We start from the raw sequence: 18,688 nt of genomic DNA, 5'->3' as shown, positions 1-18,688 counted from the left end.
AGGAAGTCTTCGTAATTGTACTGAATTCCCCCTTGAAAATCGCGCCCCGCAGCATCGATCTGCTGGGCGAGGAATAGTGGGCGACCCGTTCCGCAACGGCCGACATCATGCTCCGCCGCTCGAACTCAACGGCGGTCAGAAAACCACGCAGCGACGATGGTGTTCCCCGGGGAACAGTCGTCCCAGCAAAAACCTACGGCCTGCCCTTTATAGAAGCCTCATCGGCCGAGGCGCGCAGAGCCTGTGCCGTCGCAGCCGAACTTCATGCCGGCTGCGACGGTTGCTCGGGATCTTGCCGGACCCGCCTTACTTACGACCGCGGACCGATGCCGCTGTCCCGCACGATCAACACGCGCGTGTCGTCACCGCCGATACCGAAATCATTGTCGTTGATCAGCACCAGGTTGCCGTCGGCATCGAGCGTCATGCCCTCGATCTTGGTGGGATAGGGCGAATTGCCGAGCGAAGAGGCGATCAGCCGCTCCGTCTTCTCGACAGGGGAGATTCCGGCTGCCTTGAGGTCGGTCGTCTGCTCGAGGGAGGGGCTGGTGTCGGCATCGTCCCAGCGCGTGCCCAGGATGTTGGTAGCGCCGTCCAGGCTGATCTCGAAAATCTTGGCGATCTGGTCGGTGCGCTCGTCGACGGCAAAGTGCTCCTTGCCAAGGTTCAGCATCTCGCTGATCCGCAGCGAAGACGGCTTGGAGGCGTCGGTGGCGCCGAGAGCCTTGAAGGCCTGCCAGCCGTCGAGGGTGTAGACATATTCGGCCACGGGCATCAGCGTGGTGGCGCCGTCGGCGGCCTTGCCCAGCTCCAGCTTGAGCAGGCGGGTGTTGACCGCAGCGTTGTAGGCCTTGCCGTCCGGATTGGCGAGCGGGTTCTGCACCAGTGTGTGGAGGAAGCGCCCATCGTCGGACAAGGCGAGCGATTCGAGGCCACGGTTGGAGTTGCGCTTGGCGAAGATCGCCGGCAGGCTGCCCACCACCGGATAGTCGGCGCCGGCAAAGTCTGCCTCGGTACCGGCGGGAACGAAGCGGCGCACAACGACGCCGTCGGCGGACACCTCGACCAGGCCGGTGGCGTTTTCCTCGGCGATGAAGAAGCGGCCATCCGGCAGGCGCACCAAGCCCTCGGCATCGATGGCGTTGGGGTCGGTCTGCAGTGGCTGGCCGGTGCCGTCGCGCCCCTTGTCCGTCTTGGCCACCTTCAGCGGGTTGAGCAGGCCGGAGATCGGCTTGCCGCCGGGAGTCCTGAGCGCGATGGTATTGACGACGGCGAAGCTCCCGGCAGCCGGATCGAGCTTCGCCTCGTAAATCGCCGTCTGGGAAGCCGGCGTCGGGTAAAGCCGCCCCTCGCCTGCCTTCCGACCTTCGACCGCCGGACAGGCGGCCTCCGGCTCGATGCCGAGCACGTCCTTGGCCTCGTCGCAGGTGAAGTTCGCGCCACGGTCGGTGAGGCCGAAGACCGTCCCGGTGGTGGACCTGGGATCGCGGAACAGCGCCGAGCCGAAGCCGACGGTGAGATGCAAGGTCTTGGCACCGGGCACGGGCGGGGTGAAATCGCCGACGGCCAACGCCGGCGCCGTGAGGACGGTCACGGTTTCCGCTGCGGCGGGGGTAGCAAGAAGGCTCGCGGTTGCGAGGAGAAGAAGCTGGCGCATCATTGTCGTCCGCAGTGACGGCGCTGCATGCGCCGGGCAAATTTGGGGTAAGAGGCGGGGATGACAATGCGATGACAGGCTTTTGGACGCCGACCGGGCCTCCGGCGAGAGCAATGGAATGAAGGTATGAACGACGATATCCCTTTCGAGCGCACGCCCCCCGTCGCTGGACAGATAGAGGCGGTCTCGGCCGGGTTGCGCCGGATCGTGGCGCCGAATGCCGGCCCGTTCACCTTCACGGGCACCTGCAGCTACATCGTCGGGCATGGCCGGGTGGCGATCGTCGATCCCGGCCCGGACGATCCGGACCATGTCGCTCGCCTCCTGGCGGCCGTGCGGGGCGAGAGCGTCGAGGCGGTGATCGTCACGCACACGCATCGGGACCATTCACCCGCGGCCCGGGCCGTCGCGGCGGCAACCGGCGCCAGGACCTACGGCGCCGGCCCGCATCGCAGCGCCCGGCCGCTACAGCTCGGCGAAGTCAATCCGCTCGACGCCAGCGCCGACCATGAATTCGTCCCCGAGACCGAGCTCGGCGACGGCGACGCGGTCACCGGCCCCGGCTGGACGCTGCAGGCGCTGGCGACACCCGGCCACTGCGCCAACCACCTCGCTTTCGCCCTGGCCGAGGACGAGTTGCTCTTGTCAGGCGACCATGTCATGGCCTGGTCGACCTCGATCGTGGCACCGCCGGACGGCGCCATGGGCGACTATATGGAGTCCCTGCAGAAGCTGGTCCGGCGATCGGAGCGGCGCTACTTCCCCGGACACGGCGGCCCGGTAACCTCTCCCCAGGCCTTCGTCCGTGGACTGATCACCCATCGGCGAATGCGCGAGGCTTCGATCCTCAGGGCGATCGACGATGGAGAGCGCGTCATTCCGGCCATCGTGGCCCGCGTCTACGAAGGCCTGCGGCCGGAACTCCTCGGCGCGGCGGCGCTGAACACCCTGGCGCACCTGGAGGATTTGTGTGCCCGCGGCGTTGTGCGGACGGACGGCCCGGCAGCCATGAACGGGCAATTCGCGCCGGCGGGGTGAAGGCTCCGGCCTGTCGGGAGACTCCGGCCTAAATCCAGTCCGCCCGCCCGTCGCGGTAGATGATCAGCTTGCCCTGCCAGATGGGCGCGTCGGCGGCCTCCTCCGGCGCCATGCCGGTGAGAATGACGAACAGCACCCGAGCGACGCCGCCGTGGCTGACGACGATGGTGTCACGATCGATGCTGGGCAGCCAGCCGCCGATGCGGTCACGCAACATGGCATAGCTTTCGGCGCCGCCTGGCGGGACATAGCCCCATTTGTCGGCAAAGCGGGCCTCGACGCCGGCATTGTCGACGCGCCGCAACTCCTTCCAGGTGTGGCCCTCCCAAGCGCCGAAGGTCAGTTCCTTCAGCCGCTCGTCGGTGCGATAGTAGGTCGGGTGCAGGCCGATGGCGTCCCGCGCACGCTCGGCCGTTTCGCGGGTGCGCGACAAAGGACTGACCAGCCAGGGCAATTCCTCAGCCCTCACGCCGGCATCGCGGAGCTTGCGCCCGGCCTCCTCGGCCTGCACGCGGCCGACATCGTTGAGGGGAATGTCGGACTGCCCCTGCAGGCGCCCCTCGACGTTCCAGTCCGTCTCGCCGTGGCGGATGAAATAGAGAACAGGCACGGTGATCCGCTTGCTGGGAGACTGAGGAATCGAAACGGGCGCTCAGCGCACATCGATGACGTAGAGGCGCTTCCAGAACTCGCCATTCTGCCACACGATCTCGACACTGACCGTGTCGGAGCCCTTGTAGTCGGCTTTGGCGGTGTAGCGCAGCACCCTGCCCGGCACGCGCCGATTGTTGCAGACGGACCGGATATTGTCCTTGCCGTAGACTGGGAAGTCGGTGCCGGAGATGACGGCCGCCTTGCCTCCGGCCGGCTTCTCGACGATGCGGAACTCCGGCTTCTCGTTGCTGCTGCAGTCGGGATTGATGTCGTAGAAACGATCGAGATTGATTGTCCCGCCGGAAAACACCGTCTTCTTGTAGCTCTCGAAGTTGACCTGGTCCTCGGCCAGGGCCGGGCCGGCCGCCAGAGCCGCTGTCATACCGAGAAGAGCCAGGATCCGCCGGGTCATGAGAGTTCTCCTAACGGGTTGCGGAAGTCCCCTCCGGCGCGGTGCCCTTGCCGGCTGCCGCGTACCGATCCGCCATCACTCCTTGCCGGCGACACTGATATCCGGAGCGTCGGGATTCTTCATGCCGACGATGTGGTAGCCGGCATCGACGTGGTGCATCTCGCCAGTGACGCCGCGCGACATATCCGACAACAGATAGGCAGCCGACTCGCCGACCTCGTCGATCGTCACGGTGCGCCGCAGCGGCGCATTGTATTCATTCCACTTCAGGATGTAGCGGAAGTCGCCGATGCCGGAGGCGGCGAGCGTCTTGATCGGCCCGGCCGAGATGGCGTTGACGCGGATGCCCTGCTGTCCGAGGTCGGCCGCGAGGTACCGCACCGAGGCTTCGAGCGCGGCCTTGGCGACGCCCATGACGTTGTAGTGCGGCATCCATTTCTCGGCACCGTAATAGGTCAGCGTCAGCAGCGAGCCGCCGTCGCTCATCAGCTTCTCCGCCCGCTGGGCCACCGCGGTCAGCGAGTAGCAGCTGATCAGCATGGTCTTGGTGAAATTGTCCTCGGTCGTCTCGAGGTAGCGGCCGTCAAGCTGGTCCTTGTCGGAGAAGGCGATGGCATGCACGAGGAAATCGAGCCTGCCCCATTTGTCCCTCAACGTCTCGAACACAGCGTCGATCGACGCACCGTCGGTGACGTCGCAATGGCCGGCGACGATGGCGTCGAGCTCGGCGGCCAGCGGTTCGACCCGTTTACGCAGGGCATCGCCCTGATAGGTCAGCGCCAGTTCGGCGCCGTGCGCCTTGCAAGCCTTGGCGATGCCCCAGGCGATGGAACGATTGTTTGCCACGCCCATGATCAGGCCGCGCTTGCCGGCCATCAAACCGCTTGTCGTCATTCCGTGACTGCCATGTTCGCACCTGGAAACAGCGGGGTGACTGCAGCGCAGCTGCGTTTCCAAACAGATCCGAGTGTTCCGGGCTGACGGCCCATACCGGACCGTCAGCCCGGAACACTCGTTGGTTCAATGCTTTGCATTGTGCTTCCGACACAGCGACCAGAATCGGGCGTCGGAAACACAACACTAGGGAGCGGCATGAATACCGGAAGCTTGGTCGGCATGGAAGTGCGGAAACGGCCTTGCAGTCCGCCGGCTCGCACGTGAGGCCAAGCTCCCGGATTTGCCGATGCCGCCTGCCCACCCCACGGGCCGATCACCGCCCACTCGCGTCCCATACCGCCGAGCGGGCCGGGAACGCTCCGCCGGTCCCGTGGTTCAGACGTGCTGGCCGCCGTTGATGGCGATCTCGGCGCCGTTCACATAGGAGGACTGGTCGGTGCACAGGAAATAGATGGTCTTGGCCACCTCGTCCGGAGTGCCCAGGCGCCGCATCGGGATCTGCGCCACGATCTTCTCTGTGCCGGGGGAAAGGATCGCCGTGTCGATCTCGCCGGGGGCGATGGCGTTAACGCGGATGCCGCGCGGCGCAAAGTCCGAAGCCATCTCGCGGGTCAGCGCCGCCAGGGCTGCCTTGGACGTGGAGTAGGCCGCGCCGGCGAAGGGATGCACCCGGCTGCCGGCGATCGAGGTGACGTTGACCACGGAGCCCTTTGCCGCCGCCAGTTCCTCGATCAAGCCGCGCGCCAGCATGATCGGCGCGAAGAAGTTCACCTGGAAGACCCATTGCCAGTCGGCGACGCTGGTCTCGATCGTGCCGAGACGCGAGCCCCCCGATCCCTTGGGCGAGATTGCCGCATTGTTGACGAGGGCGTGCAGGTGGCCGCCGTCGATACGCCGCTTGATCTCCCCGATGGCCTCGTCGGTGTTGTTGGGATCGGCGAGATCGACCTGGATATGGTCCTCCGGTCCCGCCTCCCACGGACACTCCTCCGGGAAAGCGTGGCGGGAGCAGGTGAGAACCCGCCAGCCTGCCGCGGAAAAGCGTTTGACCGTTGCGTGGCCGATGCCGCGCGAGGCGCCGGTGAGGAGCATGGTGCGGCGAGGGTGGTTGGCTGTGGTGCTCATCAGCGATAGGTCGTCTGCTGCGGCGCAAAAATCAAGCACGCCGAACGCTGTCGGCTGCGACTGGTGGTCCTATGGGTCTCCCAGGCCGAGGTCAAGCTGCTCCGGCCCCGGCTCATCCGGCCTGTCGAAGCTCGACAGGGTCACACCGAGCAGCCGGATGCCGGCGACCGGCGGAAACACCGTCCTCACCAGGCCGGCGCTGATCTCGTGCAGAGCCTGCCGGGAAGCGATGGCGGCCGACAGGGTGCGGCTGCGGGTGACCAGCCGGAAATCGGCATAGCGGATCTTGACGGTCACCGTGCGGCCCAAGGCCCCGGTCTTCTCGCACCAGCTCCAGACTTCGTCGGCCATCGCCGCCACCCCCGCCTCGATCTCGGCCGGCTCGGTCAGGTCGTCGGCGAAGGTGGTCTCCGACCCCGCGGACTTGCGCGGCCGATCAGGCACGACGGGACGGTCATCCTCGCCGCGGGCGATGGCGTGATACCAGGGACCGGACTTGCCGAAATGCTGCTGCAGGAAGGCCAGGGACTGACGGCGCAGATCCGCCCCGGTGAAAATGCCGAGCCGGTTCATCCTCTCGGCCGTCACCGGCCCGACTCCATGGAACCGGCCGACCGGCAGGCCTTCTACAAAGGCCGGTCCCATCGCCGGGGTGACGACGAACTGGCCGTTGGGCTTGCGCTGGTCCGAGGCGAGCTTGGCCAGGAACTTGTTGTAGGAAATCCCGGCAGAGGCCGTGAGCCCGGTTTCCGCAAGGATCCTGGAGCGGATCTCGGTCGCCGTGGCCGATGCGGTGGCGATGCCACGGCGATTCGCGGTCACGTCGAGATAGGCTTCGTCGAGCGAGAGCGGCTCCACCAACTCGGTATAGTCGATCAGGATCGCCCGGATCTGGCGCGAAACCGCGCGATAGACGTCGAATCGCGGCGTGATGAACACCAGTTCCGGGCATCTGCGCAGCGCCGTCGCCGAGGGCATCGCCGAGCGCACGCCGAAGGCTCGTGCCTCGTAGCTCGCCGCAGCGACGACGCCGCGCTTGGCGGCATGGCCGACGGCCACCGGCCGGCCGCGCAGGGCGGGGTCGTCGCGCTGCTCGACCGACGCGTAGAACGCGTCCATGTCGACATGGATGATCTTGCGGATCCGGGCCTCGGTCATGGCAGGGGGCATTGTATCAGGGTCGAACGGAAGGAGAACCGCACCCCGCCCATCCTCGCCTCAGTCCGGGCGCCGCAGCTTGGCAAACCGCTTGGCAAGGCGTTCGCGCTTCAGACGCGACAGCCGGTCGATCCAGAAGACGCCGTCGAGCTGGTCGATCTCATGCTGGAAGCAGACGCCCAGCAAGCCGTCCGCCTCCTCGACCCGTTCGGCACCGTCCAGGTCGCGATAGCGCACGCGCACGCGAGCGGGGCGATCGACCTGCTCGCTCACGCCGGGCATGGCGATGCTCCCCTCCTCATGGCGGGCCGTCTCGGCCGAGGCCCATACGATCTCGGGGTTGACGCAGGCCCGCACCATCTCCTCCCCGGGTAGTGCGATTACGATCAGCCGTCGGGCCACCCCGATATGGGGGGCGGCGATGCCGATGCCCGGCGCCGCGCGCATGGTGTCGAGGAGATCGGCGGCCAGAGTGCGGGTCTCCGCATCGAGAGCCGTGACGGCTTCGGCCGGTGCGCGCAAGCGCGGATCAGGAAACTGCAGGATCGTCCGTATTGTCATGGTCCTCCCCTCGACCGTCCCGGCCGGCGCCCTGGGATAGCGGACATCACGGCGTCCGTGAACGCGCCGGCATGCCAATCGCACCTCGCACGCCTGTGCTCTCGGGAACTCGGCTCGCTGGGAGGGTACTATAGCGTGTCGGCCGCTGAGGCCTGCCGACATCCGGGATGGCCCATGTGAGGATCGAGACGATGCGGCTTTTCCTGGCGGCAGCCATGTTGACCCTGGCCGGATCGGCCGGGGGACAAATCTCGGCCGGCGACGCCCCCTTCGGCTTCAAGGCCGGAAGCGATCCGCTCTCCTACGAGGGGTGCATGAAGTTCCCCGAGCAGCCCGGCTCCTTCGTCTGCCTGAGAGCGCCGCAGCCTCATCCCGACGCCTATGCCTACGTGCTCAGCGCATCCAAGGAGACGGGCATCTGCAACATCCTGGCCGATTTCCGGGTCGGCACCAAGGGCGAGGCCGTCGACAGCCAGTCCGTCATCGCCAAGACCGAGGGCCTGCTTGGCCAGATGCAGACGCTCTACGGGAAATACGAGAAGGGGGCGAGCGCCCTCGGCAAGTCGCCACGATACAGATGGGGCCGCGATGTCGGCTCGACCTTGCCGGACTCGATCAACCGCGCCTTCGTGACGGGACCGGTCACGGGCGACAACGGCCCGTATGCCATGGTCAGCTTCGCGCTTCTGGACGGCGGCACCTGCGTCGAGGCGATCCGGCGCGAGGCGACAAGCGGGGTCCCGGCCGGCAAGCCGCAGAAGCCGGCAAACTGAACGAAGCCAAGGCCGCATGGCCGGATCCAACCGGCAATGATCAGGTGATCGTCGGCTCCGGCATCAGAAGACGAATGAACGCGCGCTCCGCCTGGGTGACATAGCGTTCCTTGTGCCGCAAGGCGAAGAAGCGCCGCTGCGGCAGCTCGACATCGATCCGTGCCAGGGTGCCGGCCCGCAGCGAGCCGGCCGCGACCAGTTCCGACAGCGCCGTCACGCCGGCGCCCGCCTCGACCGCTGCACGGACGGACTCGTTGGACGGCAATTCCAGCACGACGCTCAGGTCGTCGGGGCGGACGCCAAGGTCCGGCAGCGCCGCCTCGAAGATCGAACGGGTACCGGACCCCGGCTCGCGCAGGACCCACTCGGCCTTGGGGAAGGCCGAGGCCGGGTCGGACAGGCCGCCGGCCCACGGATGGCTCGGCGGAGCCACCAGGATGAGCCTGTCCTCGGCCACGGGCTCGATCGACAGCGCGGGATCGTCGACCTCGCCCTCGACGAAGCCGACATGGGCGTCTCCCTCGTGCACCATGGCCGCGACGGTGGTGGTGTTGCCGATCGCCAGCTTCACAGAGATGCCGGGATGGAGCCTGCGATAACGATGGATGAAGCGCGGCAGCCAGTAGTTCGCCACGGTCTGGCTGGCAGCCAGGACGATCGTGCCGCGCTTGAGGCCGGCAAGGTCGGCCAGCACCGTCTCGGCCGCCGCGGCTCGGGCGAGAACCGCTCTCGCCTCGGTCAGGAACAGGCGCCCGGCCTCCGTCAGGACGATGCGTCGGCCGACCCGATCGAACAGCTTGGCGGCATGACGCGCTTCGAGCGCGGCAATGGCCGCGCTCGTCGCCGACTGGGTCAGATTGAGGGCACGCGCAGCCAACGTGACGTGCTCGCGCTCGGCGACCGCCACGAAGATGCGTAACTGCTCCAATGTCATGCCGTCCCCATGATCTTGATCAGCGTCAGGCTGAAGCCGGCGACGAACAGGAAGGCGGCCAGGCCGAGCAACAGTGGACGGATGCCCTTGGCGCGCAGCTTGCGGATATCGGTCTCCAGGCCCATCGCCGCCAGCGCCATGGCGAGCAGAAAGCCGGTTGCCGTGACCAGGACCGCCTTGGCCTCGGCCGGCAGCGCCACCACGCTGTTGAGGCCGACGAGCGCAACGAAGCCGAGCACGAACCAGGGCATTGGCGGCCTCGCCTGGGTGCCGCTCCGACCGGCGCGACGCGCCCGTCGCGCCGCGAACAGGCCGAGGCCGATCACCGTCGGGGCCAGCATCATCACCCGCGACAGCTTGGCAACCGTACCGAACTCCCCGGCCTCGCGTCCATCCTGGAAGGCGGCGGCGACCACCTGGGCGATCTCGTGGATCGAGGCTCCCGCCCACAGGCCGTAAGCGTGCGCGTCGAGATGCAGCAGCGCCGGCAGCAGCGGATAGACGAACATGGCGAGCGAGCCGAACACGGTCACACAGGCCACGGCATAGGCGACATCTTCGTCGTGGGCAGCCGTCACCGTGTTGGTGGCGATGACCGCGGAAGCGCCGCAGATCGACGTGCCGGCGGCGATCAGCTCGGCGAGCCCACGCTCGACCCCAAGCAGCCGGCCGAACCCGACAGTGAACAGGAACGTGCCGGCCAGGGTGAGCACGATGACGCCGATACCGCTCGCTCCGACGGCGACGACCTGCTGCGCCGTCAGTTGCAGACCAAGGAGCACGATGGCGAAGCGCAGCACCTTGCGCAGCGCCACCATGACGCCGGGCTTGGCACGGGCCGGCATGCCGACCAGGTTGTGGACCAGCATGCCGATGACGATCGCCAGAATCATCGGGCTGAAGGTCGACACGCCTGGAATCTGACGCAAGGCATAGGCGACCGCGGCGATCGTCGCGGTCAGGGCCAAACCAGGCCAGATGCCGGCGCGACGCGGCACAGGGCTCGCGGCATCGATCGTGGCGGGCGGCCGCGGGGAAGTGGTCGGGGTGAGTGCGTTCATGGCCGGTGTCTCATCGTGTCGGCGCACAATCGCGGGGTTTGATCAATCGATCCAACGCATTGTATCTGTTCAACCGTTCGTTTTTATCGATTGATTACAGTAGAATCTCCCGCCATCCGGCGCGTCCGTCAGCGCGATTGCCAGAGCCGCTCGTCGAAGGTGAATGGCCGGATCGAGGCGATCGCGACGGCGGCGGCATCCGGATGGGTCGGATCGATCAGCACGTTGCGGCTTTCCGGGACGATCACGGACGGGACTCGCAGCAGGGCGGAGCGGCGTGAGGCCAGCCAGGCGTTTCCGGCCGCGATCGTATCGGCCGGCAGGCCATCGAGATCCTCGACCTTGTCGGCCGGCGCCTCGATCGCCACCAGCACATAGTCGTCCGGCAAGAGATCCCAGGAGAGGTCGAGATGGACGCGCACTTCGAGCACGGCCAGGGCCGCCGTCTCGGCGGTGTAGACGACGGAGCGGCCGGGCGCGTTCCAGCGCCCGCCATGGAGCCGCGCCCCCTCGCCGGAGAGGTCGGCGAAGGGGCGACGACAGATCCGCCAAAGCAGCATCAGGCGGCGAGGCCGTGGTCGATGCGGGCGAGCAGTTGCTCGACCTCGCGGCTGCCCTCGGTGGTGTCGAGCAGCGAGATCGGCGCGTCGCCTTCCAGCGCGACCGTCGGACGCCTCAGCCAGCGCGCGGCCTTCTCCTGGGAGCCGAAGGTCTCTTCGGCGGCCGCGATGATGCGGACCACCCGGATCAGCCGGTCCGACTGCTCGGGCGTGAGCGTGCCGATCTTGCGGCGATGGCTGAGCGTCTTGCGCGGCAAGACGATGCGATCGACCTCCGCCAGAGTGAGACGGCCCGAGTTCATGAGTTGCTCGACGCCGGCGACGGGAAGTCCGCGCCGGGTCGCGTCGATGGCGGCGCGACGGCTGCTGCCGGCAAGCCCGGGAATGGCATCGGCCCGCATCAGGCCGATGGCTGCGGATGAAGCCATGACACCCTCCTGGCGATATGCCCGCAATATAAGGGCACCTGGCCACACCGGCAAGGGCGCCCGTATCGCCCCCTTCCCTCGTCAGCGCCTCAGCGTCAGGGGTAGAGTCGCTCCTTGGTCCAGGCACCGCCGTCGCCGTGCCGGAACACCACCCGATCGTGCAGACGGAACGGCCGATCGTGCCAGAACTCGATCTGCGCCGGCAGCACCCGGAACCCCGTCCAGTAAGACGGGCGCGGGATGTCGCCGATGGCGTAGCGGGCAGTGTAGGCAGCGACGGCCTTTTCCAGGGCAAAACGGCTCTCGAGCGGCCGCGACTGCTGCGAGGCCCAGGCGCCGATGCGGCTGCCGCGCGGGCGGCTGGCATAATACTCGTCCGCCTCCGCGTCGGTGACCCGTTCGACCGGCCCGCGCACCCTGACCTGCCGGGCAAGGCTCTTCCAATGGAACAGCAGTGCCGCCTTCATCGCCCCGGAGAGTTCGCGGCCCTTGGCGCTTTCCGTGTTGGTGTAGAAGACGAAGCCGCGCTCGTCGAAGCCCTTGAGCAGCACCATGCGCACGTCCGGCAGCCCTGCCGCATCGACGGTGGCGAGCGCCATGGCATTGGGATCGTTCGGCTCGCTCGCCCGCGCCTCCTCCATCCAGGCCGCGAACAGCCGGAACGGTTCCGGCGCCGCGGTGAAGTCCCCCGGGTCCAGGCGCGAGTCACCTTCCGTTAACGTGGCTCCAGCAACATCTGCTTGCAATTTCGTCATCAGGTCGGCTCCGGCGTGTTCCGCGTATCAGTTTTCGAAGCCGTGTATAGCGCGCGCGGAGCGCGATGCGTAACCCTTGCGTCGGCGGTGGCGCTCGGACTGGGCGGGTGTGCGCTCTCGGTGCCGCTCGGCCCGATCTTCGGCTCCGCCGACAATGACGTGACCGGCTCGATCATCCCGCGCGACGGACGCTTTTCCAACAACATGACCGACGCCGACTGGGCCCGGGCGAAGGGCGCCGTGCAGACGGCGCTCGACCCGGCCAACGCCGGCAAGGCCGCAGCCTGGGACAATCCCGAAAGCGGCCTCAAGGGCACCGTCACGCCTGTCGCCGGCGCCTTCGCCGAGGCGGACCGCACCTGCCAGGCCTTCATCGCCACGCTGATCGAAGGCACCGACACCCATTGGTACCAGGGCAATGCCTGCCAGGCCGACGGCGCGGCCTGGACCATCACCGGCGCCACGCCGTGGACGCCGCCCAAGGCGCCCTAAGCAGGTTCTCTCGAACCTGCTTACACTTTTAAGTCTGGGCAGCATCGATTCTGCAGTGAAAATGCAAAATCGATCGTGGCGAGAGCCACGAGAACCTGCTCAGCCGAGCCTGCCGCAGTGAAGCAAGATTGCCAACCTGCCATAGCCGGGTCAGGATAGCCTTCGTTCCCAACAACCGGGATACGTGGCGACTGTCCGGGCGGCGTGACTGCACGGGCAGCGGACCGGGATACCCGGCCGCCCCCTACGCGAGGCCGAAAATGCAGACGTCGATCAACAATATCCAGGAATCCCTGGCGCTCGTGCAGTGGATGCCTCTCGGCGGCGTGTTTCCGTCCCGAGACCCCGGAGTGGGCTCGGGCGACATCCCCCTCGGGGCGATCCGAACCTTCGCCGGCAGCTTTGTACCAAATGGCTCAGCCGATGCCGATGGCCGCCTCATGTCCATCGCCCAGAACATGGCGCTGTTCAGCCTGCTCGGCACCACCTATGGCGGCGACGGCCGGACGACCTTCGCCTTGCCCGACCTTGATGCTCTGACGGCGATCGGCGTGGGACAGGGGCCGGGCCTGACCGACCACCTCCTCGGAGAGACGGCGGGCACGCCGACGCTGGATCTGACCCGCGGCCAGATGCCGCCGCGACTCGGCGGCGGCAACGCCCCGATCGACAATCTCGGCCCGTCGCTGACGGTCACCCATATCATCCGCGTCAACGGCCTGTTTCCCAGCCCGAGCGGGGGCGGCACCAACTTCATCGGAGAGGTCGTCAAATTCGCCGGCAACTTCGTCCCGGGCGGCTACATGGAGGCCGCGGGGCAAATCCTGCCGATCAGCGGCAATGAGACACTTTTCAACCTCATCGGCACCACCTATGGCGGCGATGGCGTCACCACCTTCGCCCTGCCGGATCTGCGCGGCCGCAATATCGTCGGGGCGACGGTCGACACGCCGGTCGGATCCCTGGTCGGCCAGGAGCATGTGACGCTCACCAATGGGCAGATCCCGGGGGCTGCGGGCGGCGGCGACAACCCCTTCGACAATCGCGGGCCGGGCCTTGCCATGACCTGCATGATCGCGCTCCAAGGGATCTTTCCTCCGCGCGACGGCGGGGGAGGAGCCCCGTCCGACCAGCCCTATCTGGGCGAGATCGCGACGTTCGCCGGGAATTTCGCACCGCGTGGCTGGGCCAAATGCGAGGGCCAACTCCTGCCGATCGCCCAGAACCAGGCCCTGTTCTCGCTGCTCGGCACCACCTATGGCGGCGACGGCCGCGTCACCTTCGCCCTGCCGGATCTACGCGGCCGCACCATCATCGGCTCGGACGACAGCCTGCCGCCTGGCACCATCCTCGGCAGCAATAACGGGCATGTCGAGATGTCCGATATCCCAGGCCTCGACTATGCCGGGAGCAATGCCGGCGAGACGCTCTATGGCGGCGGCAATGACGACAAGCTCCACGGCCTGGGTGGCGACGACACGCTGATCGGCAATGCCGGCGACGACATTCTCGTCGGCGACTGGGGCGCCGACACGATGATCGGCGGCACCGGCAACGACACCTACTACGTCGACAATGCCGGGGACGTGGTGATCGAGGCCCCCGGTGGCGGCACCGACATCGTCCATACCTCCGTGAGCTACACGCTGGCTGCAGGCCAGGAAGTGGAAGCCCTGCAGGCCAGGACCGCGTCGGCGACGACGCCGCTGACGCTGACCGGCAACGCCTTTGCCCAGACCATCACGGGCAATGCCGGCGACAACGTCATCGACGGCAGGGAGGGCGCGGACGACATGCGCGGCCTCGGCGGCAACGACGTCTATTTCGTCGATGATGCCGGCGACAAGGTGCGCGAGGCGGTCGGCGGCGGCCACGACACGGTCTATGCCTCGGTGAACTATGTGCTGATCGCCGGACAGGAGATCGAGACCCTGGCGGCGGCTCCCACGGGGACAGCGCCCCTGCGCCTGACCGGCAATGCCTTCGGCCAGACCATTGCCGGCAATGCCGGCGACAACGTGCTCGACGGACGCGGCGGCGCGGACGTGCTGCGCGGCCTCTCGGGTGACGACACGCTGATCGGCGGCGACGGAGCAGACCGGCTCGTCGGCGGCCTGGGAGCCGACAGGCTGAAGGGCGGAGCCGACGCCGACGTCTTCGCCTATGCTTCCGTCGCCGAAAGCAACCAGTCCGGAAGCGGCCGGGACGTGATCCTCGACTTCAGCGCGGCGGAAGGCGACAAGATCTCGCTGAACACCATCGATGCCCGAACCGACGTCGTCGGCAACCAGGCCTTCAGCTTCGTCGGCACTGCCGGTTTCTCGCGTCACAGCGGCGAGTTGCGCTACGCAGCGGTCGGCGGCAACGTCTACGTCTATGGCGACACGGACGGCGACGGCACCGCGGACTTCTCCATCCAGGTGAACGGCATCACCTCCATCCAGGCGAGCGACTTCGTCCTGTAGCGGCCCGGACAGTGCGCATGACGTGCGGGCATGTGCGCATTCGCACGGCGAAGCACCGTGCCATATGATCAATATAGCCTCAGCCTGGCTCGCCAGTTGCCGAATGGTACAAACGCTGCGACCGGGCACATAGCGGCAGGAGATGAAAAAGCGGTTAAGCGAACGTTCATCACGCCCTGCTAAAATTGTCACAGTCGAACGGCAAAGGGAATTTGCCTCCGCCGTTTCACGAGACCGCCTTGTGACCGCTGCAATTGGCGGCAAGAACACGCCCGGGGCTGATGCTTGGCAAAGGCCCCGCGTCATGGAGTTGATGATGTCCGAGTATCAAGACAAGCGTACCCAGAGCCAACCGCGCACCAACCCACGCGAACAGCTTGAACGTCTCTATCGCGAAATCGGCATTCCCGCCGTTGCCGCGGCTGCGGCGCAGATGTCCCGGCCGGCGAAAAAGACCGAGAAGCTGCAGCACGAACTGCCCTTCTGCCTGCGCGACGACAATATTGCCGCCTGAAGCCGGCCCGGAAACCCCGGGCGTGGCAGGAACAATCGATCAGCGCGGCCGGTGACGCCGCGCCGGGGCTCGCAGACGAATCGAGCGAGCGACCCATGTTGCGGACCATCCGCCGGGCGGAGGCCGCGTGACTGCAGTGTGCGGCCTCTGCCCCGCCGGCCCCAGACATCGCGCGCCATGGAGGCTGACGATCGATGATCACCCGACGCCAGTTTCTCGTCGGCGCGGGCACGACTGCCACAACGGTCGTCGGCCTTGGCGGATATGCCTTCGGCGTCGAGCCGATGCTGCGCCTGACGGTGGCCGACTATGCCCTGACCCCGGCCGGGTGGCCGGCGGATTTTCCGCTCAGCATCGCCGTCGTCGCCGACGTGCATGCGGTCGAGCCGTGGATGAGCGCCGATCGCATCGCCGCGATCGCCGCCTTCACCAACAGCCTCAATCCTGACCTGGTCCTGCTGGCCGGCGACTATGAAGTCGGCCTCCGGCGTTTCTCGCGGGTGAGTCGCAACGTGCCGATGGATGATTGCGCCGCGGCTTTGGCCAGGTTGCAGGCGCCGCTCGGCGTTCACGCCGTCCTCGGCAATCACGATGTCTGGACGAACAATGCGCGCAACGTGCGCATGGCCTTTGCCGCCCACGCCATCCCGCTTCTCGAGAACAGGGCGATCCGGCTGTCAAAGGATGCTCGGTCGTTCTGGCTGCTCGGGCTGGGCGACCAGTTGGCGCGCCGGGTGCGCGGCGGCTTCCATGGCGACGATGACCTGCCGGGTACGCTGGCGCAGGTCACCGACGACGCTCCTGCCATCCTGCTCGCGCACGAGCCCTTCATCTTTCCGCGCGTGCCCAAGCGCATCGCCCTCACCATTTCCGGCCACACACACGGCGGCCAGGTGCGGCTGCCCTTCGTCGGCCCGCTGGTCAAGCCGGCGCTTCACGGCGAGCGCAGCTATGTCTATGGCCATTATCGCGAAGGTGGCCGCGACCTGGTCGTTTCGGCTGGCCTCGGCACCAGCATCGTGCCCGTCCGCTTCGGCGTCCCGCCCGAGATCGCGCTGATCCGCCTGGGACGTGCAGCCGCCCCCGTCGCCTGACGTAGCGAAGATGTCGCATTTGCGTCACATAAAACCCGGATTCGCGTGTACAATTGTGCTCATATTCTTGCCACCGATGCACAAATGGTGTGCAATGGCGGGGCAAGAATGAAAATCGAAGGCATCGGTTCCATGGACAAGGATAGGTCGCGTCTCCAGCCAACGGCACAGCCCCAGCGCGAGAGGTTGGAGGATCGGTACCGGAAGATCGGCATTCCGGCCCTGGCCGCCGCAGTCAACGTCAAGGGCAAGACCAAGGGTAAGGAGTCGCGGCAGATGAGCGCGTCGATTCCTGGCTGGATGCAGGTGGACGCAGAGTCCTGAGGCAGGTCTTGCCGACCGCCGTGACGCAATCCGGTGAGCTGCAGATCTCTGCCTTGACTTGAGACTACATCAGAGGCGGCTGCGCTCGATGTGCAGGTCCGTGCAATACACGGTGGCCTGCGGCCCTTTAGCTTTCACGAGACTGAGCCGACAGGCCTCTGCGTCGTCCCGTCATCCACTCCGAGGCCGCGATGCCTCCGCGAGCGTCGATCCGGCGCACCAAGGGAATTCCCCAAAAGACGTAGGGATGCCCATCCCGGCAGCGAGCGACAGATCGACGACAAAACCCCTCTTCCGGTCGGAAAGAGGGGTTTTGGACAGTCAGCCTGGCATGGGCGACGCCCGCAGGGGGCATCGACGCGATCAGCGCACGATGACGCGGGCGTTCACCGGCACGCGGTTGTAGAGATCGATCACATCGATGTTGAGCATGCGGATGCATCCGGACGAGACGCTGCGGCCGATCTTCTCCGGCTCGTTGGTCCCGTGGATGCGGAACATCGTGTCCTTGCCGTTCTGATAGAGATAAAGGGCGCGCGCGCCCAGCGGATTGGTCCAGCCGCCCTTGGTCGGCTTGACGTGGGGCCACCGGGCAACCATGTCCGCCGGCGGGTTCCAGTCCGGCCACTCGGCCTTGTGATGCACCACCGCCTCGCCGGTCCAGCCATAGCCCTGGGCGCCGAGCGCCACCCCGTAGCGCATCGCCTTGCCGCCCGGCAGCACGAGGTAAAGCAGTTTCTGCTTGGTTTCGACGACGACCGTCCCCTCCGGCTCGCCCGTCGGGTTGTCCACCATGTAGCGCTGGTAGAATTTGTCCGGCGTTGCCTTCGGGATCAGCGCCATGAATTCCGCATCGCGCGAGGACAGCACGGGATCGGGCGTGGAGTCATAGGCGCAAGCGCCAAGCGTAACGCAGGTGGCAGCCACGACCACCAGGCGAACCCAATTCATTTCAGACCCCCAAATCGCACCCGTTCCCGCCCCGCGAGCCTTTCGCCGCGATCGCAAATGTTAAAGCAAGGTGCATCACTATGTTTAACGAAAGGTTGTACGCCCGGCGAAGTCAATGACAGCGCGACAAAAAACGGCCGGTGTGGCAAGGATTCAACGCTGCGCCGTCGCCCCACCCGTTACCTGCCCCGGCGATGATTTTCAGCGGCCCCTGTCGAAGCCCGCGAATGCCTCCGGGCGCCGGTGGCGACGCCAAGCCGGGCTCCGATCAGGGATCCGGCGACGAAAGGCGCGACGAAGGCAGGCGCAGCGTCGACACGACGAAGGCGGGGTGGAGGTGACGGCCGACGAGTTGCGCTATCGCGGGCACCGAGCGGCCTTGGGCCGGGCGAGCCCCCCCTGGACCGCTCCGACGCTTGCCACAGGCCCCGTCATCTTCGCGGGAAGCCCGCCAGACGGCTCGGCGCTCGTCAGTGGAAGCCGGCCGATGGCGCGGCGGTTGCTGTGATCAAGGTGCCGTCGATGTGCGACACGATGGCGCGCGCGGCGGCGACATGTCTCTCGATGCCGGCAGTGAGGGCCTGGCGCTCGTGTGGATCGATATCCGTCGCATCCAGCGCCGCTTCGAGCCGCACCAGCGTGGCGCAGAGGTCGCGGACCAGGGCCCGGTGCTGCCGGATCGAGGAGAGATAAGCGCGGTGGAGCTGCCCGAAAGCCGCCTCGACCTCCTCGGCCTCGTCGAACGGGCGAGCGGCAAGCAACGAATTCGTCATGACGCATCCCCCCCGAAGGCCCGACGCAAGCCGGACAACTGCCCCTGTCATGCCGTCGTGGC

At 66.9% G+C, this 18,688-nt stretch carries 21 protein-coding genes; 7 read left to right on the top strand and 14 right to left on the bottom strand.

Annotated features, from left to right (window positions below):
• Nucleotides 1–310: 310 nt before the first annotated feature.
• Nucleotides 311–1,969 carry an esterase-like activity of phytase family protein gene (locus tag AC27L4_RS03960; RefSeq protein ID WP_487140645.1) on the bottom strand — a complete coding sequence of 553 codons (1,659 nt, stop codon included), beginning with the start codon at nt 1,967–1,969 and terminating at the stop codon, nt 311–313.
• Here AC27L4_RS03960 and AC27L4_RS03955 point away from each other — a divergent pair.
• Nucleotides 1,931–2,695 carry an MBL fold metallo-hydrolase gene (locus AC27L4_RS03955; protein WP_487140644.1) on the top strand — a complete coding sequence of 255 codons (765 nt, stop codon included), beginning with the start codon at nt 1,931–1,933 and terminating at the stop codon, nt 2,693–2,695. The two genes, AC27L4_RS03960 and AC27L4_RS03955, sit on opposite strands and share 39 nt — an antisense overlap.
• A 28-nt stretch (nt 2,696–2,723) precedes the next feature.
• On the opposite strand, the gene AC27L4_RS03950 is transcribed toward AC27L4_RS03955, so the two are convergent.
• The 6 genes from AC27L4_RS03950 to AC27L4_RS03925 form a co-directional block, all read right to left on the bottom strand.
• Nucleotides 2,724–3,305, bottom strand: coding sequence for a histidine phosphatase family protein (locus tag AC27L4_RS03950; protein WP_487140643.1), 582 nt, complete (start codon nt 3,303–3,305; stop codon nt 2,724–2,726).
• 42 nt (nt 3,306–3,347) lie between these two features.
• On the bottom strand, nt 3,348–3,761 hold the full coding sequence (locus AC27L4_RS03945) for a hypothetical protein (protein ID WP_487140642.1): 414 nt from the start codon (nt 3,759–3,761) through the stop codon (nt 3,348–3,350).
• Between the two features lie 75 nt (nt 3,762–3,836).
• Complete coding sequence (fabI, locus tag AC27L4_RS03940; RefSeq protein ID WP_487140641.1) at nt 3,837–4,655, bottom strand: enoyl-ACP reductase FabI; 819 nt, start codon at nt 4,653–4,655, stop codon at nt 3,837–3,839.
• A gap of 378 nt (nt 4,656–5,033) precedes the next feature.
• Nucleotides 5,034–5,783, bottom strand: coding sequence for an SDR family NAD(P)-dependent oxidoreductase (locus AC27L4_RS03935; protein WP_487140640.1), 750 nt, complete (start codon nt 5,781–5,783; stop codon nt 5,034–5,036).
• Nucleotides 5,784–5,852: 69 nt separating this feature from the next.
• Nucleotides 5,853–6,941 carry a DNA polymerase IV gene (gene dinB / locus AC27L4_RS03930; protein ID WP_487140639.1) on the bottom strand — a complete coding sequence of 363 codons (1,089 nt, stop codon included), beginning with the start codon at nt 6,939–6,941 and terminating at the stop codon, nt 5,853–5,855.
• Between the two features lie 60 nt (nt 6,942–7,001).
• Nucleotides 7,002–7,502: a peptide deformylase gene (locus tag AC27L4_RS03925; protein ID WP_487140638.1), complete on the bottom strand. Its 501-nt coding sequence runs from the start codon at nt 7,500–7,502 to the stop codon at nt 7,002–7,004.
• 191 nt (nt 7,503–7,693) lie between these two features.
• Between AC27L4_RS03925 and AC27L4_RS03920 the strand changes: the two genes are divergently transcribed.
• The gene (locus AC27L4_RS03920; RefSeq protein WP_487140637.1) at nt 7,694–8,275 is read left to right on the top strand and encodes a hypothetical protein; all 582 of its coding nucleotides are present in this window, start codon (nt 7,694–7,696) and stop codon (nt 8,273–8,275) included.
• Between the two features lie 40 nt (nt 8,276–8,315).
• On the opposite strand, the gene AC27L4_RS03915 is transcribed toward AC27L4_RS03920, so the two are convergent.
• The 5 genes from AC27L4_RS03915 to pdxH form a co-directional block, all read right to left on the bottom strand.
• Entirely contained in the window at nt 8,316–9,209 is an 894-nt protein-coding gene (locus AC27L4_RS03915) for a LysR family transcriptional regulator (RefSeq protein ID WP_487140636.1), read from the bottom strand.
• Nucleotides 9,206–10,270 (bottom strand): YeiH family protein, encoded by a 1,065-nt coding sequence (locus tag AC27L4_RS03910; RefSeq protein ID WP_487140635.1) that lies wholly within the window; start codon nt 10,268–10,270, stop codon nt 9,206–9,208. The genes AC27L4_RS03915 and AC27L4_RS03910 overlap by 4 nt, the downstream gene beginning before the upstream one ends.
• A 128-nt stretch (nt 10,271–10,398) precedes the next feature.
• On the bottom strand, nt 10,399–10,830 hold the full coding sequence (locus AC27L4_RS03905) for an RES family NAD+ phosphorylase (RefSeq protein WP_487140634.1): 432 nt from the start codon (nt 10,828–10,830) through the stop codon (nt 10,399–10,401).
• Nucleotides 10,830–11,258 carry a type II RES/Xre toxin-antitoxin system antitoxin gene (gene parS / locus AC27L4_RS03900; protein WP_487140633.1) on the bottom strand — a complete coding sequence of 143 codons (429 nt, stop codon included), beginning with the start codon at nt 11,256–11,258 and terminating at the stop codon, nt 10,830–10,832. The genes AC27L4_RS03905 and parS overlap by 1 nt, the downstream gene beginning before the upstream one ends.
• 95 nt (nt 11,259–11,353) lie before the next feature.
• On the bottom strand, nt 11,354–12,013 hold the full coding sequence (gene pdxH / locus AC27L4_RS03895; RefSeq protein WP_487140632.1) for a pyridoxamine 5'-phosphate oxidase: 660 nt from the start codon (nt 12,011–12,013) through the stop codon (nt 11,354–11,356).
• Between the two features lie 87 nt (nt 12,014–12,100).
• On the opposite strand from pdxH, the gene AC27L4_RS03890 reads away from it, so the two are divergent.
• The 5 genes from AC27L4_RS03890 (at nt 12,101) to AC27L4_RS03870 (ending at nt 16,902) form a co-directional block, all read left to right on the top strand.
• Nucleotides 12,101–12,505: an RT0821/Lpp0805 family surface protein gene (locus tag AC27L4_RS03890; RefSeq protein ID WP_487140631.1), complete on the top strand. Its 405-nt coding sequence runs from the start codon at nt 12,101–12,103 to the stop codon at nt 12,503–12,505.
• A 260-nt stretch (nt 12,506–12,765) separates the two neighbouring features.
• Entirely contained in the window at nt 12,766–14,970 is a 2,205-nt protein-coding gene (locus AC27L4_RS03885) for a tail fiber protein (protein WP_487140630.1), read from the top strand.
• A 241-nt stretch (nt 14,971–15,211) separates the two neighbouring features.
• Nucleotides 15,212–15,484, top strand: coding sequence for a hypothetical protein (locus AC27L4_RS03880; protein WP_487140629.1), 273 nt, complete (start codon nt 15,212–15,214; stop codon nt 15,482–15,484).
• A 194-nt stretch (nt 15,485–15,678) separates the two neighbouring features.
• Entirely contained in the window at nt 15,679–16,578 is a 900-nt protein-coding gene (locus tag AC27L4_RS03875) for a metallophosphoesterase (RefSeq protein ID WP_487140628.1), read from the top strand.
• A gap of 108 nt (nt 16,579–16,686) precedes the next feature.
• The gene (locus tag AC27L4_RS03870; protein ID WP_487140627.1) at nt 16,687–16,902 is read left to right on the top strand and encodes a hypothetical protein; all 216 of its coding nucleotides are present in this window, start codon (nt 16,687–16,689) and stop codon (nt 16,900–16,902) included.
• Between the two features lie 363 nt (nt 16,903–17,265).
• Here AC27L4_RS03870 and AC27L4_RS03865 read toward each other — a convergent pair whose 3' ends face one another.
• Together AC27L4_RS03865 and AC27L4_RS03860 are read right to left on the bottom strand one after the other, a co-directional pair.
• On the bottom strand, nt 17,266–17,853 hold the full coding sequence (locus AC27L4_RS03865; RefSeq protein ID WP_487140626.1) for a L,D-transpeptidase: 588 nt from the start codon (nt 17,851–17,853) through the stop codon (nt 17,266–17,268).
• A 470-nt stretch (nt 17,854–18,323) separates the two neighbouring features.
• Nucleotides 18,324–18,626 (bottom strand): hypothetical protein, encoded by a 303-nt coding sequence (locus tag AC27L4_RS03860; protein WP_487140625.1) that lies wholly within the window; start codon nt 18,624–18,626, stop codon nt 18,324–18,326.
• Nucleotides 18,627–18,688: the final 62 nt, after the last annotated feature.

This window comes from Labrys sp. Lb11, assembly GCF_057554225.1.
The sequence above is the reverse complement of the archived record's forward strand: the minus strand, read 5'-3'. Positions and strand labels throughout refer to the sequence as shown.

Bases quoted from the DNA above. Each gene is read 5' to 3' on its own strand.
- AC27L4_RS03920 (WP_487140637.1), top strand. From the start codon at position 7,694: ATGCGGCTTTTCCTGGCGGCAGCCATGTTGACCCTGGCCGGATCGGCC.
- AC27L4_RS03875 (WP_487140628.1), top strand. From the start codon at position 15,679: ATGATCACCCGACGCCAGTTTCTCGTCGGCGCGGGCACGACTGCCACA.
- AC27L4_RS03960 (WP_487140645.1), bottom strand. From the start codon at position 1,969: ATGGTCCGGATCGTCCGGGCCGGGATCGACGATCGCCACCCGGCCATG.
- AC27L4_RS03885 (WP_487140630.1), top strand. From the start codon at position 12,766: ATGCAGACGTCGATCAACAATATCCAGGAATCCCTGGCGCTCGTGCAG.
- AC27L4_RS03910 (WP_487140635.1), bottom strand. From the start codon at position 10,270: ATGAACGCACTCACCCCGACCACTTCCCCGCGGCCGCCCGCCACGATC.
- parS (WP_487140633.1), bottom strand. From the start codon at position 11,258: ATGGCTTCATCCGCAGCCATCGGCCTGATGCGGGCCGATGCCATTCCC.
- pdxH (WP_487140632.1), bottom strand. From the start codon at position 12,013: ATGACGAAATTGCAAGCAGATGTTGCTGGAGCCACGTTAACGGAAGGT.
- AC27L4_RS03860 (WP_487140625.1), bottom strand. From the start codon at position 18,626: ATGACGAATTCGTTGCTTGCCGCTCGCCCGTTCGACGAGGCCGAGGAG.
- AC27L4_RS03935 (WP_487140640.1), bottom strand. From the start codon at position 5,783: ATGAGCACCACAGCCAACCACCCTCGCCGCACCATGCTCCTCACCGGC.
- AC27L4_RS03945 (WP_487140642.1), bottom strand. From the start codon at position 3,761: ATGACCCGGCGGATCCTGGCTCTTCTCGGTATGACAGCGGCTCTGGCG.
- AC27L4_RS03915 (WP_487140636.1), bottom strand. From the start codon at position 9,209: ATGACATTGGAGCAGTTACGCATCTTCGTGGCGGTCGCCGAGCGCGAG.
- AC27L4_RS03925 (WP_487140638.1), bottom strand. From the start codon at position 7,502: ATGACAATACGGACGATCCTGCAGTTTCCTGATCCGCGCTTGCGCGCA.
- dinB (WP_487140639.1), bottom strand. From the start codon at position 6,941: ATGACCGAGGCCCGGATCCGCAAGATCATCCATGTCGACATGGACGCG.
- AC27L4_RS03905 (WP_487140634.1), bottom strand. From the start codon at position 10,830: ATGCTGCTTTGGCGGATCTGTCGTCGCCCCTTCGCCGACCTCTCCGGC.
- AC27L4_RS03865 (WP_487140626.1), bottom strand. From the start codon at position 17,853: ATGAATTGGGTTCGCCTGGTGGTCGTGGCTGCCACCTGCGTTACGCTT.
- AC27L4_RS03870 (WP_487140627.1), top strand. From the start codon at position 16,687: ATGAAAATCGAAGGCATCGGTTCCATGGACAAGGATAGGTCGCGTCTC.
- fabI (WP_487140641.1), bottom strand. From the start codon at position 4,655: ATGACGACAAGCGGTTTGATGGCCGGCAAGCGCGGCCTGATCATGGGC.